Below are 14,608 nucleotides of genomic sequence, written 5' to 3'. Positions count from 1 at the left end.
GCAGCTCCGTGTGCGATTTTGGATGGATAAAACATGAAGTTTCAGCCGCGCGTCAAACCCACCGGTCTCTTCGATGTCCAATATGCCGCTTTTCTTAAGACGGTCTCGCATCTGCGCGCCCGGCTTCATCGCTATTGCACACGCATGGTCGGCTCGGCCATGGATGGCGAGGATATCATGCAGGAAGCCCTGTTCGAGGCCTATCGCAAGGTCGATCAGCTGGAGGATCCGCGAGCTTTGCAGGGGTGGTTGTTCCGCATTGCGCATAATCGGTGCATCGACTTTCTGCGCAATCGCAAAGCGCGGGAGCGGGCCGAGGCGAGCTATGTGGAGGAGAAGATCATCCTGCCGGTCGAGCCGACCGGGTTCGGCGCTGGCCGGGCGATCGAGCGCCTTGTCATCCATCTGCCGCCGAAAGAACGGGCCTGCGTGCTGCTCAAGGATGTATTCGACTATTCGCTGGAGGAGATTGCCGAACTGGTCGATTCGACTGTCGGCGGCGTCAAATCGGCGCTCAATCGCGGCCGAACGAAGCTCGCTTTCTTGCCTGCACAACCCTCCGCACCTGTCGCGGTTGTCGCGCCCGATCCCCAGCTGTCGCAGTTGCTCGACCGCTATGTCAATCTGTTCAATCAACGCGACTGGGACGGCGTTCGCGCGCTCGCAAGCGCCGACGCAAGACTGCGCGTGTCCGATTGCTTCAATGGCCTGCTGGTCGATTCGCCCTATTTCCTTGAGTTCGACCGGGCGCAGACGCCCTGGCGAATCGACATCGGCGAGGTCGAAGGCGAGACCGTGCTGATCGTTCTATTCGAGAAGCACGATGGCTGGATGCCGACCTATCCCGTGCGCGTGCATTTGCGGGATGGTGTGATCGACGCCATTACCGATTACTATGCCTGCCCATGGTTGTTGCCGGCAGCGGACAACGCTCGCGTCAATGGCCGCCCGATTTTCGATAAGGTGGAGAGAGGCTCATAATGGGCCTCCGCCAGATCGGTTGCCTTAAACGGATTAGAACCTCCGGCCGTTCCGTCGCCAACTACCTGAAATCCTGCGTCTTCACCTTGATCGCGTCGAGATGCAGATAGAGATCAACGATAGACGAGCACTGATATGCCACCCTCGAGATCGAGACGGCAGCCGATGATCAACCGGACGCCGGTAGAGCACGCGAAGACTTATTTTGCCTTCCTCAGGCTCGTGTCGCGGCTCGGAGCCCCTGTTGGCAGACTTGCGAGGGTGTTCCAGCTCTCTCTTGTCGCGATGAAGTGCGGGCCATGCTGTTGTCTGCCGGCTACGGCGGATCGAGCAATGAAGGCCACCGTCGGACGGAGATGCCCACGGTAACGTGCCACAAGCAGTCATTCATTTGAGGACTGGCATATTCGGCCATCTTGCCAGAATAGTGCCTGCGGTTACCCTGAACAGAGGAACGCATAAATCCCCTTGCGGTCGGACTCCGTGGGGACATGGCATGAGGTGAGCGGACCTCGGGCCGCGTTGTCCGCTCACAAAGGGTACGATCGAAGGGGGCGCGGCCGCACTCGGGCAATCGCTATCCCTTCTTGCTCTTCCTTTTTGCCTTCGGCGCTGGCGCTGGCTCCGTCTCCTGCGCCAAACGGAGCGCGCGAAGCCTGTCCGTTTTTTTCTGCCGAGCAGACGCCTCATCGGCCAGAATATCCCTGGCAATCGATGTCGTCTGCTCGGACTTGGCCAGTGCCGACAGCTTTTCAGGCTTGAACAGATTGTCTTTCGTCTTTGTCATGCTTCCTCCATTTCAGCAGGCGCGTTTTCCAAAAGACGGCGGACGTTAGCGAGCTCGCGCTATGACTTTCTTCTTGGGTGCAGGCAGCAGGCCTTCACGCTGAGCCTGCTTACGGGCAAGCTTCCGGGCGCGGCGGATCGCCTCGCCCTTTTCGCGGGCGCGCTTTTCGGACGGCTTTTCATAGGCGCTGCGGGCCTTCATTTCCCGGAACACGCCTTCCCGCTGCAATTTCTTTTTGAGGACGCGGAGCGCTTGATCGACGTTGTTATCTCTGACCAGAACCTGCAAAGTGTCTCCTTCTCAGCTCGCGCTGCGTTTATTTCTTGGTACGGATTGCATTCGAGTTGATCCAACTCGATTTCGATGCTTCCGGTACGTCGGGTTGGGATGGCAAAAGCGAGGATGGTGACGCTTCAACGTCGATATCATCCTGACGGATGCTCCGCTCGTAACTCTCGTTTTGGAAGCGGACGCGGTAGTGAACAACGCCCTGCGAGACCGGCAGGACAGACACAATGCCGCCGGCGCCAGTGGGTTGGGCATTTCCAAAAATTCCAGGCTTCAGGACGATGCTGTCGCCCGGCCGGTAACGACCATGTGCCATGTCGTTCTCCGCTTGAAATGAAAAACAAAAGGCCGGGACGTATCCCGACCTTCCTCGGTCATGGCTTCAGCGCACCAGTACATCCGTGGTCGCGCGTAACCGTGACAAACTTATGCGGCCCGAAGATTATCAGCCGAACTCTTGCCAGATCTACGATCCTGCACGATGTCGTAAGTGATCTTCTGACCATCGTTGAGCGAACGCATACCGGCACGCTCCACCGCTGAGATATGGACGAAAACGTCCGTGCTGCCATCGTCAGGCTGAATGAAGCCGAAGCCCTTGGTGGAGTTGAACCATTTCACAGTACCAGTGTTCATAACGATTTCCTTTCAAAGCAATCGTTGTTTGTTCCGCGATACCTTGCGGAGTTAGATCGATTATTTGAGAGGAAATCCGATAGAGCCCTGCGGCTCTTGAGCGTCATCACAAGCAATGGTCGATAACGGTCACTATAGGTTCTATTCGGAATTTTGGCAACAGTGGCGGTCAGAATGACAGTTCCCTGCGCTCGGCGACGCTTTCGGACAAGGGACGATCACGGATAGGAAGATCGACGTGTCAAAGGATCCGTGCCTTCGCGCTTCCGATATCGACACCAGTGCGCTGGGCGCATGTGCGTCGAAGGGCGTAAAACTACTCGATGATCTTGATACGGCGGTGTCGGCTCCCATGACGCTTCCGGGCGATCTGAACGGACAAGGGATAGAGAAAGCGGTTGCAGCCTGCCGCCAAGTGCACAACACGAGCGGCAGCGAGACTTTTTGCAAGGGCGAGTCTTCCAGACAGTCGCGCACGCTATATGCCGATAGCGACCAGAGTTTGCAGCGCAGCGAGACGACGTGGCGGACCGGGAGCGGAATTCAGCATCGACTCTCCCGAATTCGCCCGTTTCCAAATGCTCGCGAAAGAGATATTTTGGGGGATGTCAGGCTGCTCATCAAACCGTGGAGAGGCGCCATGTCATCGACCGTTGATCCATTCGCAGATCTAAAGACTCGCCAGCGCGAAATGTGGGCGTCGTTTGCGCCGACCGCTACTTTCACCACGCCGGTTGCGGCTCATCTCGTCGAGTTCGCGGAAATCAAACACGGCGAGACCGTGCTCGACGTCGGAACCGGCACAGGTGTCGTTGCGATTACGGCAGCGCGGGCGGGCGCTTTGGCGACGGGACTCGACCTGACGCCAGCTCTGCTCGACGTCGCGCGCGAGAATGCGCGGATAGCTAAGTTAGCTAACACGCAATGGCTTGAAGGGGACGCCGAAAGTCTTCCATTCCCTGATGGCCACTTTGATGTCGTTGTTAGCCAGTTCGGTCACATATTTGCGCCCCGACCTGAAGTGGCCGTCGCGGAAATGCGCCGTGTTTTGAAGCCAGGCGGTCGCATAGCATTTGCGACTTGGCCGCCGGAGCATTTCGTCGGCCGCCTGTTCAGTTTCGTTGCTAAGAACTCGCCGCCACCGCCACCAGGCGCCGCACCACCGCCACAATGGGGCAGCCCGGACATCGTTGCCGAGCGCCTCGGTGACAAGTTTGAGGCACCGTTTTTTTCCCGCGGTGTCATGCAGTTTCCGGCTCTCAGCCTGTCGCATTATCGAGAATTTATGGAGCGCTCGGTAGGCCCAATGCAGAAATTGATCGAGGCCTCCGCCAACGAGCCGGAGCGGCTTGCTGCCTTGCGCGCTGGGTTCGAAACGCTCGCGGCGCCCTACTACTTCGGCAACATGATCCGCCAGGAGTATCTGCTAACTCGAGCCAAGGCACGCTGAACGGTTGGAGCGAAGCAGCAAGATCGTTCCGCCCTCTAACCTATCGCCCGCCATCCCTTGCGCTGTCGCATAAGGGACGCCAACCTTGAATAAGCTCCTGTCGGCACTTATTCGCTCAAGATCAATGGAGAGCCAGTCGAAGGCAGCATAGGCCGCGATGCGTTCGAGTCCATGGCCACCCCACTTTTGCGGCGCTGCGGACACCATTGGAGCGCGCAATTGCGGATGCACGCGTTCCGGTTTCCGAGCTGGACGCTATCATTCTCGTTGGTGGTGCCCGCGTATGCCGATGGTGCATTCGCTTGTGGCTCGCCTATTTAGGCGGCTGCCTCTCGTCAATATCGACCTCGACAAGACGATCGCACTTGAAAACGCGATCCAACCCATCAATTCCCGGGACTAAACAGCTAGCGGTGCTTTGGAGGTAGAGGTGATTAGCGCTGGTATGCCCTTCAGAGCCGCAATCGGTCTGACACTGCCCACGAGCCGCGGCTCGTGAATTCAAGCCCTTCAGTCACCAGCCACCATCTAGGAGCGCAGCGAGTTGAAGTGCTGCATCATGCGCTCGGCCGTCGGATGGATGCCCGTGAACAACTCGAAAGCCTTCACCGCCTGGAATACCGCCATGCCGCCGCCATCGAGAACGCGGCATCCTCTTGCATTTGCAAGCTTCACCAACTCGGTTTCGATTGGAAAATAGACGATTTCCGCGACCCAGAGGCGATCCGATAGGAGTTCCGCGTCGAGCGGCAGCCCTGGATGAGCCACCATGCCGGTCGGCGTTGCGTGAACCAAACCGTCAGCGACGTCCATAGCCGCAGCAAGATCATGACCAACGGAGAAGTAGCAAGTGCCATGTGCCGGCTGAAGTTGATCCACGAGCGCCTTTGCCCGCGCAGGATCCAGATCGAATATCTCTATGGAATTCGCGCCCATCTGGGCCACGGCATGTGCAACCGCAACGCCGGCGCCGCCCGCCCCCAATTGCACGACGTGCCTGAGCGAAGCGCCACTCAGCCCGCGCCTAAAACTTTCGGCAAACCCCCACCAATCGGTATTATGGCCGATCCTTCGCCTTCCCTGAAAGACGATCGTGTTGATGGATCGCAGCGTCTGGGCATCGGGCGACAGCTCATCCACCAGCGCAACTGCCGCCTGCTTGCAAGGGTGGGTAATGTTGAGGCCGGCAAAGCCCTGCGCCTCGGCCTCATTGACAAGGGCCGGGAGATCCGAGACCGAGAGGCCACGAAGGTCCAGGTCAATGAGATCGTAGCGATAGGATAGCCCGCAATGCTCGCCTTCGCGCATGTGCATGGCCGGCGTCAGCGAGCGGCCTATGCCCGCACCGATCAATCCGACGTGAAGCTGGCGCGGAACAATGGCAGTTTGAGTATTCAATGTTTCCTCCCGAGCAGCAAATAAAGCCATGTCGCAGGCTTGCCTTCAAAATGTACGAACTAGTCCGTAAAGTCAAGATTGGGCACGGTTTCGCGCTGCGATAAAAATCGCTGGCCTCAATCAAAGGGCTTAGCTCACCATCAGATCATGTCGGAGGATGGATTCTTCAGAAATGCAAGAATGGCATCGATTATCAAAGACTTATGTCTCTTCTTCAACGCCTCCGAGGAAAGGTCGCGCTCAAAGATCGCCCCAAAGGTATGGCGATTTGAAACGCGAAAGAAGCATTGCGCGCTGATCATCATGTGCAAATCGACTGGATCCACCCGGCGCACGAAACTGCCATCGGCGTAACCCCGTTCGAGGATTTGCGTGACGATATCGATAACTGCGATGTTCATCTGCGACAGCACGACGGAACGCTTCATATGTTCGGCACGATGGATGTTCTCAATGCTGACCAAACGTACGAAATCCGGATTTTGATCGTCATGATCGAAGGTGCTGGCGATCAATTGGGCCATTGCCTGAATGGGCGGCATATTTTCGAGATCAAGCTCGCTCTCAAGGGTGCGGATCTTCGTATAGGCTTGCTCAAGAACGGCGAGATAGAGACCTTCCTTACTGCCGAAATAGTAATAAATCATGCGCTTGGACGTCTTGGTGCGCTCGGCGATCTCATCCACGCGCGCACCGGAAAATCCTGCTGCGACGAATTCTTCGGTTGCGATCTTGAGAATATTTTCTTTGGTCGCGTCTGGATCGTTCTTTCGCGTAAGGCGCTCGATCTTGGCCACTTGCGCTTTGGTCATGCCTTGCTCGTCTTCCTGGGTCTGTCCTTGCCCATCATTGAAGATCAAAGCTTTAACACAGGCTTCACGCCAATGGGGAGAGCCTAAAGTTTCGGCAGACCAATCGGTCGCAGATGCCGCCTTAGCGCAGCTATGCGAAATATGGCATTCGCCGCGCCATATCCGCGATAGCCGCTGCGTTGGACGATTTCGAAGAAGAAACCTTCGCCATAGGTTGGGCTATAGAGTTGGAAATATTCCCCATGGTCGTCGCGATCATAGAGGATATTGTGGGCCTTCAGACGATCCGTGAAAGCCGGATCCAGGCCGAACCTTGCCTCCAGATCGTCGTAGTAGTTGGGCGAGATCGTCAAGGTGGCAAAACCATTGGCCGACAAGGCAGCAGCCGTTGCGAAGATATCATCGGTCGCGAAGGCAAGATGTTGAATACCCGAGCCGAAGGTCTCAGCGATGAAGTGGCCAGCCAAGGTATTGCGATTTTCCGCGCCGTTCAGCGTGATGCGCAACCTGCCCGAGGCATTTTCGACGACCTGACTGCGAACGACGCCGGCCGGATCGATAATGTCGACCATCGGCGTCTTATGCGCATCAAGGATCGCCGTGTAGAAAAGCAACCAAGTCAGCAATTCTTCGTATTTCATGGTCTGTGCAACGTGATCGATACCGGTCAGGCCAACCGGCTGAAGATCGGCATCGTCGTTGACCGGATCGAATTCGATCTCCCATATGCGTGCGAGCGCGCTCCTGCGGTCGAGGAAATATAGGATGCCGCCGCCAACACCCCTTACGGCCGGCATTTCGATCTCGCCCGGATTCAATGGCTGCTCAAAACGTTCGGCGCCAAGGGCCACGGCCCGCGCAATCACGGACTCGGCATCATCCACCCACAATCCCATCGCATAGGCCGACTGCCCATGCAAAGCATAGGAGGCACCGGCAAAACCATCCGGATCGGTATTGACAACAAGATTGATGTCACCTTGCCGGAAGACATCGACACGCTTGGTCTTATGGCATCCAACATGACGAAAGCCCAACGCACCCAGCCGATCGGAGAGAACGGATGTCTCGGCTTCGTCGACGGTAAATTCGACAAAGGCAATGCCGTCCACGGCAGCGCGCGCCGGCATGGGCGGCAAGGTAAGACTATTATTCTTCGCGCGACGAACCTGGTCGCCGAGATAGATGAGTGAACGTCGGCCATCGACGGCGATGGCGGTCGGCGAACCGCCGCGAAACTGGTCGTTGAAGATCTCCAGAGAGAGATAGCCGTCATAGCCGGTCGCCGCCACGGCATTCATGAAATCGAGCACAGGAAGGTCGCCCTCGCCCGGCATATTGCGGAAATGACGGCTCCAATAGAGAAGGTCCATGTCAATCAACGGCGCATCGGCAAGCTGAATGATAAAGATCTTCTCCTTCGGAATCGACCGGATCGAATTGACATCGATCTTGCGCGACAGCGTGTGAAAGCTATCGAGGATAAGGCCGATATTCGGATGATCGGCGCGCCGGACGATTTCCCAGGCATCGCGGTGATCGTGAATATGCCGTCCCCAGGCAAGCGCCTCATATCCGACACGCAGGCCGCGCTTGGCCGCTCTTTCACCGAGTTCGAAGAAATCGGCCGCTGCGCGATCGATACCACCCAGCGCCGCCGAAGACACATTCGAACATACCAGCACGAGATCGGTGCCCATCTCCTGCATCAGGTCGAACTTGCGTTCGGCGCGATCGAAGGTTCGGCTGCGCAATGGTTCGGGCATGCCTTCAAAGTCCCGGAACGGTTGAAAGAGCGTGATCTCCAGCCCATGATCCCTGACCATCTGGCCAACCTGACGCGGCGATTCGTCGAAGGCGAGGAAATCATTTTCGAAAATTTCAACGCCGTCGAAACCCGCCTTGGCGATAGCCTGAAGCTTTTCCTTGAGGTCACCACTGATCGAAACGGTCGCGATCGAGGTTTTCATCGTATCAACTCATCCTTTCGGCGACTTCCGACAATTTCGTCCGCGATCGCGTGACGCGCGTGCCATTTTAAAAGGGTGCCGGCGCAATGCGCTGGCACTGATCCATGCTCAGATCGCGCGATCGGCGTGTCGTCCACCGGCCGCCAAACTACGCCCATCCCGACCAAGCTGATCGATTGGGGTCTTGTAGGTCTCAGTCGCAGTGGCGGCGGAGACGGCAGCGATCAAGGCCGTGATCGAGGTGAACGCGGCAACCGGTATCCATCCCATCGGTCCGGACCCCATCAAGGCGGCGCTGATCGTCGGTGCGAAACCGCCCAGAGCAAAGCCGATCTGGGTGCCGACTGCCATGCCGGACAAGCGTACGCGCGTATTGAACATTTCTGCATAGAGTGCCGGCCAGACACCATTGGAAGCGCTGTAGACCACGCCCGAAAGCAGAATGCCGAGGACGAAGACAAGCGCGATATTGTTGTGGCTGATTGCCCAGATATACGGCCAGATCAGAACAGCACAACCAATGGCGCCGGAGATGAAGACGGGCTTGCGGCCGATGCGGTCGGCCAGGATCGCCCATGCCGGGATTGCGCCGAGCGCCACGACATTGGCGAGCACGAGCACGGTCAGCATCACGGAACGGTCGATGTGCATGGTGTTGACAGCGTAGGACAGGGTGAAGACGCTAAAGATCGTGCTGACGACGGAAATCAATGCGGCAAAGATGATGCGCAGTACATCCGCCCAATAATTCGTGATCAGGGAGACCAGCGGCAGTTTGGCAACCTCGCCCTTCTTTGTTTCCTCGAGGAAGGCGGGCGTTTCGGCCAGCGTACGGCGAACCCAGAATCCGACGATGACCACCACGAAGCTCAGAAAGAAGGGAATGCGCCAGCCCCACGACATCAGGGCAGCTTCGTCGAGCTTCCCCAGCGGTATGAAGACCAGGGTTGCAAGGATCAATCCGGCCTGCGTTCCGCTCAGTGTGAAGCTGGTGAAAAAGGCGCGCCGATTTTCAGGCGCGTGCTCAAGCGTCATCGAACTGGCGCCAGCCTGCTCGCCGGCAGCGGAGATGCCTTGCAGCAATCGCGCCAGAACCAGAAGTATCGGCGCAAGAATGCCGGCCTGACCATAGGTCGGCAGGCAGCCGATGATGAAGGTCGAAAACCCCATGAGCAGAAGCGTGAAAGTCAGCACCTTCTTGCGACCGAACTTGTCGCCGACATGCCCGAGGATCACTGCACCCAACGGACGCATGATGTAGGCAACGCCGAATGTGGCAAACGAGGCAATCGCCGCCGTCTGCGGGTCTTCCGCAGAAAAGAATATCTTCGGGAAGATCAGCGCCGCTGCCGTTCCGTAGACAAAGAAATCATAATATTCGACTGCGCTTCCAAGCCAGCTCGCCAGAGCGGCGCGCTTGGGTGTTTTATGTTCCACTGGTGTTTTCATCATTGTTCCTCCCCGGAGCATTTCGGTTTCGAAGAAATGCCGCACCCTCAAGCGCGCCAGCTTCCGCCCGCGCCCTCCCGCATGACATCCAAGATGTGTCTTGGCGGCCATCGGCGCTGCCTGTCGCAGCGCTCGTCACTCCTCGAGAGAAATAATGTACGAACTAGTTCGTTTTGTAAAGTGTCACCATTTCGCGACAGTTCGAAACATGATCGCGGGCGCGATAGATCACGACGATCCTCGCGATACAGCCATGGGTTCCCGGCCAGGATAGTGATTCTGGGAGACGTTGCTCAGCAGATAGGCGAGCTCTCATTCAATCAGGTAGCAACCGACGCCACTATCTCACCTTTGCAGAGGAGGTCGCCGAGCCCGAACCCGTTTGATAGCGAAGTAGGAAAGCGTGTCGAAGCGCATCGCCACTGACAAACCTCGCTCTTGGAAACGTTGCTATCGAAACAGCATCCTGAGCCGGGGTTACCTTGCCGAAGCCGGCCCTTTCGACCTGCCTTTACATCGCCACTATATTACCCGCTCAGACGGTCAGATGCTTGCGGGCCTCCGGCGTATCCAGCGTCTCGGCCAGCCCCTCATGCACGATCTCGCCGCGATCCATGATGTAGACATAATCGGCAAGCTCGCGGCAGAAATCGAGATATTGCTCGACCAGCAGGATCGCCATGCCGGTGGAATCCCTGAGATAGCGGATCGCCCGGCCGATGTCCTTGATGATCGAGGGCTGGATGCCCTCGGTCGGTTCGTCCAGCACCAGGATCTTCGGCCGCGTCACCATGGCCCGTCCGATCGCCAATTGCTGCTGCTGGCCGCCCGAGAGATCACCACCGCGGCGTGACAGCATGGATTTCAGCACGGGAAACAGACTGTAGATATCATCGGGAATGCTGCGGTCGCGGCGCGAGAGCGGCGCATAGCCGGTCTCGAGATTTTCCTTCACGCTCAACAATGGAAAGATCTCACGGCCCTGCGGCACGTAACCGATACCCTGCTTGGCGCGGGCAAAGGGCGCCATGCCATTCAGCGTCACGCCGTTGAAGGCGACTGTTCCCGCCGACAGCGCATGCTGGCCGGTGACGGCACGCAAGAGCGAGCTCTTGCCGACGCCGTTGCGTCCGAGCACACAGGTGATCCTGCCCATCTCGGCCTTGATCGAGATGCCGCGCAGCGCCTGGGCGGCGCCATAATGCAGATTTGCGTTTTCGACTGTCAGCATCTCATCGCCCCAGATAATTCTCGATCACCTTCGGATCGCTGCTGACGAAATCGATCGAGCCCTCCGCCAGCACCGAGCCTTCGGCCAGGCATGTCACCTTGACCCCAAGATCGCGGATGAAGCCCATGTCATGCTCGACGACGACAACGGAACGCGTCTTGGCGATCTCCTTCAGCAGCACCGCCGTCTCAGCCGTCTCAGCATCCGTCATGCCGGCAACGGGTTCGTCGACCAGCAGCAGCTTCGGCTCCTGCGCGAGCAGCATGCCGATCTCCAGCCATTGCTTCTGGCCGTGGGAAAGATTGGCCGCCAGCTCGTCGCGGCGATGCGCCAGGCGCACCGTCTCGAGGATTTCGTCAATGCGGTCGCGATCGGCAGGTGTCAGGCGATAGAAGAGCGTCGCGAAGACGCCGCGGTTGCGGTTGAGCGCCAGTTCGAGATTGTCCCAGACTGTATGGCTTTCGAAGACGGTCGGCTTCTGGAATTTGCGGCCGATGCCGAGCTGGGCAATATCGGCTTCGTCCCTCTTGGTGAGGTCGATCTGGCCATTGAAGAACACCTCGCCCTCGTCGGGCCGCGTCTTGCCGGTGATGATATCCATCATCGTCGTCTTGCCAGCGCCGTTCGGGCCGATGATGGCGCGAAGCTCTCCCGGTTCAATGACCATGGACAGTGAATTCAAGGCCTTGAAACCATCGAAGGAGACGGAGACATTGTTGAGATAGAGCATACTGTTGGGCTTGATATCCGGGATCATGATCTCACTCCGCCGCCTGTACGGGCTTGCTGGCTTCGTTTTCTGCGGCCTTGGGCGGCGGACTGGCCGGCTTAGGTTTTCTAGCCATATAAGGGCCGATCGTTCCGACAATGCCCTTCGGCAGGAATAGCGTCACCGCGACGAACAGGCCGCCGAGCGCAAACAGCCAGAAGCTGGGAAACAGGCCGGTGAAAACAGTCTTGCCGCCATTGACGAGTATCGCGCCGATGATTGGGCCGATCAACGTTGCCCGACCGCCGACTGCCGTCCAGATGACCACCTCGATGGAGTTGGCCGGAGCGAACTCGCCGGGGTTGATGATGCCAATCTGCGGCACGTAGAGCGCGCCGGCAATGCCCGCCATCATGGCCGACACCACGAAGACGAAGAGCTTCACATGCTCGACGCGATAACCGAGGAAGCGCGTACGGCTTTCCGCATCGCGCACGCCGACCAGCACCTTGCCGAATTTCGACCGCACGATGGCCGAGGACAGCATCAAGGCCAATGCCAGGAATAATGCTGTGATGGCGAAGAGCGCGGCGCGAGTGCCATTGGCCTGGATGTTGAAGCCGAGAATATCCTTGAAGTCGGTCAGGCCGTTGTTGCCGCCGAAGCCCATATCGTTGCGGAAGAAGGCAAGCAGCAGCGCATAGGTCATCGCCTGAGTGATGATCGACAGGTAGACGCCGTTGACGCGTGAGCGGAAGGCGAACCAGCCGAAGATGAAGGCAAGCAAACCGGGTGCGACGAGCACCATGAGCGTGGCGAACCAGAAGTTATCGAAGCCATACCAGAACCAAGGCAGTTCCTTCCAGTTCAGGAACACCATGAAATCAGGCAGGAGCGGATTGCCGTAGGTGCCGCGCGAACCGATCTGCCGCATCAGATACATGCCCATCGCATAGCCACCGAGCGCGAAGAAGGCGCCATGGCCGAGCGAGAGAATGCCGCAATAGCCCCAGACGAGATCAAGCGCCAAGGCGAGCAGCGCGTAGGTCAGATACTTGCCGAACAGCGACATCAGATAGGTCGGCACATGCAGCGCACTGGTTTCGGGCAGGGCCAGGTTCGACAGTGGCACGAGTACAGCGACGGCGAGCAGGATCGCAATGGCAACGCTGATGCGGCGGTCGAGCGAGCGCAGGATGAAGGCGGCGATCATGCTTCCACAGCCCTTCCCTTGAGCGCGAAGAGACCGCGCGGACGCTTCTGAATGAAGAGGATGATGAGAACGAGCACCAGGATCTTGCCGAGCACCGCTCCTGCATAGGGTTCGAGGAACTTGTTGAGGATACCGAGCGAGAAGGCGCCGACCAGCGTCCCCCACAGATTGCCGACGCCGCCGAACACCACGACCATGAAACTGTCGATGATGTAGCTCTGGCCGAGGTTCGGCGAGACGTTGTCGATCTGCGAGAGCGCGACACCCGCCATGCCGGCAATGCCCGACCCAAGAGCGAAAGTGAAGGCATCGACCCAGGGCGTGCGGATGCCCATCGAGGAGGCCATGCGCCTGTTCTGCGTCACCGCCCGCATCTGGAGGCCGAAGGCCGAGCGCTTCAGGAGAAGCAGCAGCGCCACGAACACGCCGAGCGCGAAAACGATGATCCAGAGACGGTTCCAGGTGACGGAGAGGTAGCCGAGATCGAAGGAACCGGACATCCACGAGGGATTGCCGACTTCCTGGTTCGTCGGCCCGAAGATCGATCGCACCGCCTGCTGCAGGATCAGCGAAATGCCCCAGGTGGCAAGCAGCGTCTCCAGCGGCCGGCCATAGAGAAAACGGATGACGCCGCGCTCGATGACGAGGCCGACCGCACCGGTTACGAGGAAGGCGACCGGCAATGCGATCGCCAGCGACCAGTCGAAAAGCTCCGGATAGGAGCTGCGGATGACGCTCTGGACCATGAAAGTGGAATAGGCGCCGAGCATCACCATCTCGCCATGCGCCATGTTGATGATGCCCATGACCCCGAAGGTAATGGCAAGCCCGATGGCGGCCAGAAGCAGCACGGAGCCGAGCGACAGGCCGTACCAGACATTCTGCACCGCATCCCAGAACTTCAATTGTTCCTGAATGCCGGCAATGGCGGCTGCAACATCCGGCTTGAGACTATCGTCGACGGAAACCGAGGAGAGGATACCGATGGCGTCGCGGCCACCTTCGACCTTGATCGTCTCGATCGCAGCCTTCTTGTCTTCCACCGGGCGGTCGGAGCCAAGTATTGCAACAGCCCTTGCCCGTTCGAGCACGCCACGAATTTCTGCATCCTTCTCGCTCTGCAGCGCGGTCTCGACCGCCTCCAGCGAATCCGCGCTCGGCGCCTTCAGAATGGATTGCGCCGCCTCCAGGCGCGTGGCGCGATCCGGGCTCATCAGCGTCAACCCGCCGAGAGCCGCGCGAACCGCACGTCGCAGATTATTGTTGATCTTGATCTTGCCGAGACTGTCCTTGGCTTCCTGTCCGGCAGCCTGACCGGTCACCGGGTCCACCAAGGCCATCATGTCGCCAGAGGACTTGGCGATGAATACCTGGCTGTCAGATTTTCTCACATAGAGATCGCCGTCGGAAAAAGCCTGCAATGCCGGAACGACCTTCGGGTCGCCCGTCTTCGCAAGGTTTTGCACGATCTCGCCGGCCTTCTGGAAGTTGGCCTGGCCGAGCGAATTGATCAGGCCGTGGGCATCCTCCTGGGCGCGCAGGCTCGTGGCCGTCAGCGCCAATGCCAGGCAGAAGCCGGCAACCAGCGCCAAGGCCATGCGGTAAACGAATTTGTCGAACATTGTTGTCCCCTCAGGCTGCCGCGGGCAGAAAAGCCTGCCCGCGGCGGTCTTGTGTCAGGTCC

General features: G+C 58.5%; 14 protein-coding genes. 2 read left to right on the top strand and 12 right to left on the bottom strand.

The features are described 5' to 3' along the window. Positions 1-33 precede the first annotated feature (33 nt). Positions 34-981 carry a sigma-70 family RNA polymerase sigma factor gene (locus QD409_RS02305; RefSeq protein ID WP_430761820.1) on the top strand — a complete coding sequence of 316 codons (948 nt, stop codon included), beginning with the start codon at positions 34-36 and terminating at the stop codon, positions 979-981. Positions 982-1,558: 577 nt separating this feature from the next. Here QD409_RS02305 and QD409_RS02300 read toward each other — a convergent pair. The 4 genes from QD409_RS02300 to QD409_RS02285 form a co-directional block, all read right to left on the bottom strand. After that, positions 1,559-1,768 carry a hypothetical protein gene (locus QD409_RS02300; RefSeq protein WP_092843867.1) on the bottom strand — a complete coding sequence of 70 codons (210 nt, stop codon included), beginning with the start codon at positions 1,766-1,768 and terminating at the stop codon, positions 1,559-1,561. Positions 1,769-1,813: 45 nt separating this feature from the next. Then, the gene (gene rpsU / locus QD409_RS02295; RefSeq protein ID WP_075852593.1) at positions 1,814-2,056 is read right to left on the bottom strand and encodes a 30S ribosomal protein S21; all 243 of its coding nucleotides are present in this window, start codon (positions 2,054-2,056) and stop codon (positions 1,814-1,816) included. 28 nt (positions 2,057-2,084) lie between these two features. Then, positions 2,085-2,372, bottom strand: coding sequence for a cold-shock protein (locus QD409_RS02290; protein WP_092843869.1), 288 nt, complete (start codon positions 2,370-2,372; stop codon positions 2,085-2,087). Positions 2,373-2,482: 110 nt separating this feature from the next. After that, a complete protein-coding gene (locus QD409_RS02285) occupies positions 2,483-2,692 on the bottom strand; it encodes a cold-shock protein (protein WP_075852595.1) in 210 nt (69 codons plus the stop codon). 238 nt (positions 2,693-2,930) lie between these two features. On the opposite strand from QD409_RS02285, the gene QD409_RS02280 reads away from it, so the two are divergent. After that, positions 2,931-4,142 carry a class I SAM-dependent methyltransferase gene (locus QD409_RS02280; protein ID WP_430761819.1) on the top strand — a complete coding sequence of 404 codons (1,212 nt, stop codon included), beginning with the start codon at positions 2,931-2,933 and terminating at the stop codon, positions 4,140-4,142. Between the two features lie 528 nt (positions 4,143-4,670). Here QD409_RS02280 and QD409_RS02275 read toward each other — a convergent pair. From QD409_RS02275 to urtB, 8 genes are all read right to left on the bottom strand, one after another. Continuing rightward, positions 4,671-5,570 carry a shikimate dehydrogenase gene (locus tag QD409_RS02275; RefSeq protein WP_430761818.1) on the bottom strand — a complete coding sequence of 300 codons (900 nt, stop codon included), beginning with the start codon at positions 5,568-5,570 and terminating at the stop codon, positions 4,671-4,673. A 110-nt stretch (positions 5,571-5,680) separates the two neighbouring features. Then, positions 5,681-6,352 carry a TetR/AcrR family transcriptional regulator gene (locus QD409_RS02270; protein ID WP_430761817.1) on the bottom strand — a complete coding sequence of 224 codons (672 nt, stop codon included), beginning with the start codon at positions 6,350-6,352 and terminating at the stop codon, positions 5,681-5,683. 83 nt (positions 6,353-6,435) lie between these two features. Further along, on the bottom strand, positions 6,436-8,322 hold the full coding sequence (locus QD409_RS02265; protein WP_430761816.1) for a bifunctional sugar phosphate isomerase/epimerase/4-hydroxyphenylpyruvate dioxygenase family protein: 1,887 nt from the start codon (positions 8,320-8,322) through the stop codon (positions 6,436-6,438). Between the two features lie 108 nt (positions 8,323-8,430). Further along, positions 8,431-9,774: an MFS transporter gene (locus QD409_RS02260; RefSeq protein ID WP_430761815.1), complete on the bottom strand. Its 1,344-nt coding sequence runs from the start codon at positions 9,772-9,774 to the stop codon at positions 8,431-8,433. A 532-nt stretch (positions 9,775-10,306) separates the two neighbouring features. After that, the gene (urtE, locus tag QD409_RS02255) at positions 10,307-11,002 is read right to left on the bottom strand and encodes an urea ABC transporter ATP-binding subunit UrtE (RefSeq protein ID WP_430761814.1); all 696 of its coding nucleotides are present in this window, start codon (positions 11,000-11,002) and stop codon (positions 10,307-10,309) included. Position 11,003: 1 nt separating this feature from the next. Then, positions 11,004-11,759 (bottom strand): urea ABC transporter ATP-binding protein UrtD, encoded by a 756-nt coding sequence (gene urtD, locus QD409_RS02250; RefSeq protein WP_430761813.1) that lies wholly within the window; start codon positions 11,757-11,759, stop codon positions 11,004-11,006. A gap of 4 nt (positions 11,760-11,763) precedes the next feature. Continuing rightward, positions 11,764-12,924: an urea ABC transporter permease subunit UrtC gene (gene urtC / locus QD409_RS02245; RefSeq protein ID WP_430761812.1), complete on the bottom strand. Its 1,161-nt coding sequence runs from the start codon at positions 12,922-12,924 to the stop codon at positions 11,764-11,766. Continuing rightward, positions 12,921-14,546, bottom strand: a complete 1,626-nt coding sequence (gene urtB / locus QD409_RS02240) for an urea ABC transporter permease subunit UrtB (protein WP_430761811.1) — start codon at positions 14,544-14,546, stop codon at positions 12,921-12,923. The genes urtC and urtB overlap by 4 nt, the downstream gene beginning before the upstream one ends. Positions 14,547-14,608: the final 62 nt, after the last annotated feature.

It is taken from the genome of Rhizobium sp. BR 315, assembly GCF_050577975.1.
Classification (GTDB): Bacteria; Pseudomonadota; Alphaproteobacteria; order Rhizobiales; family Rhizobiaceae; genus Rhizobium; species Rhizobium miluonense.
Note: the sequence above shows the minus strand (reverse complement) of the source record. Positions and strands in the feature narration are given on the sequence as shown.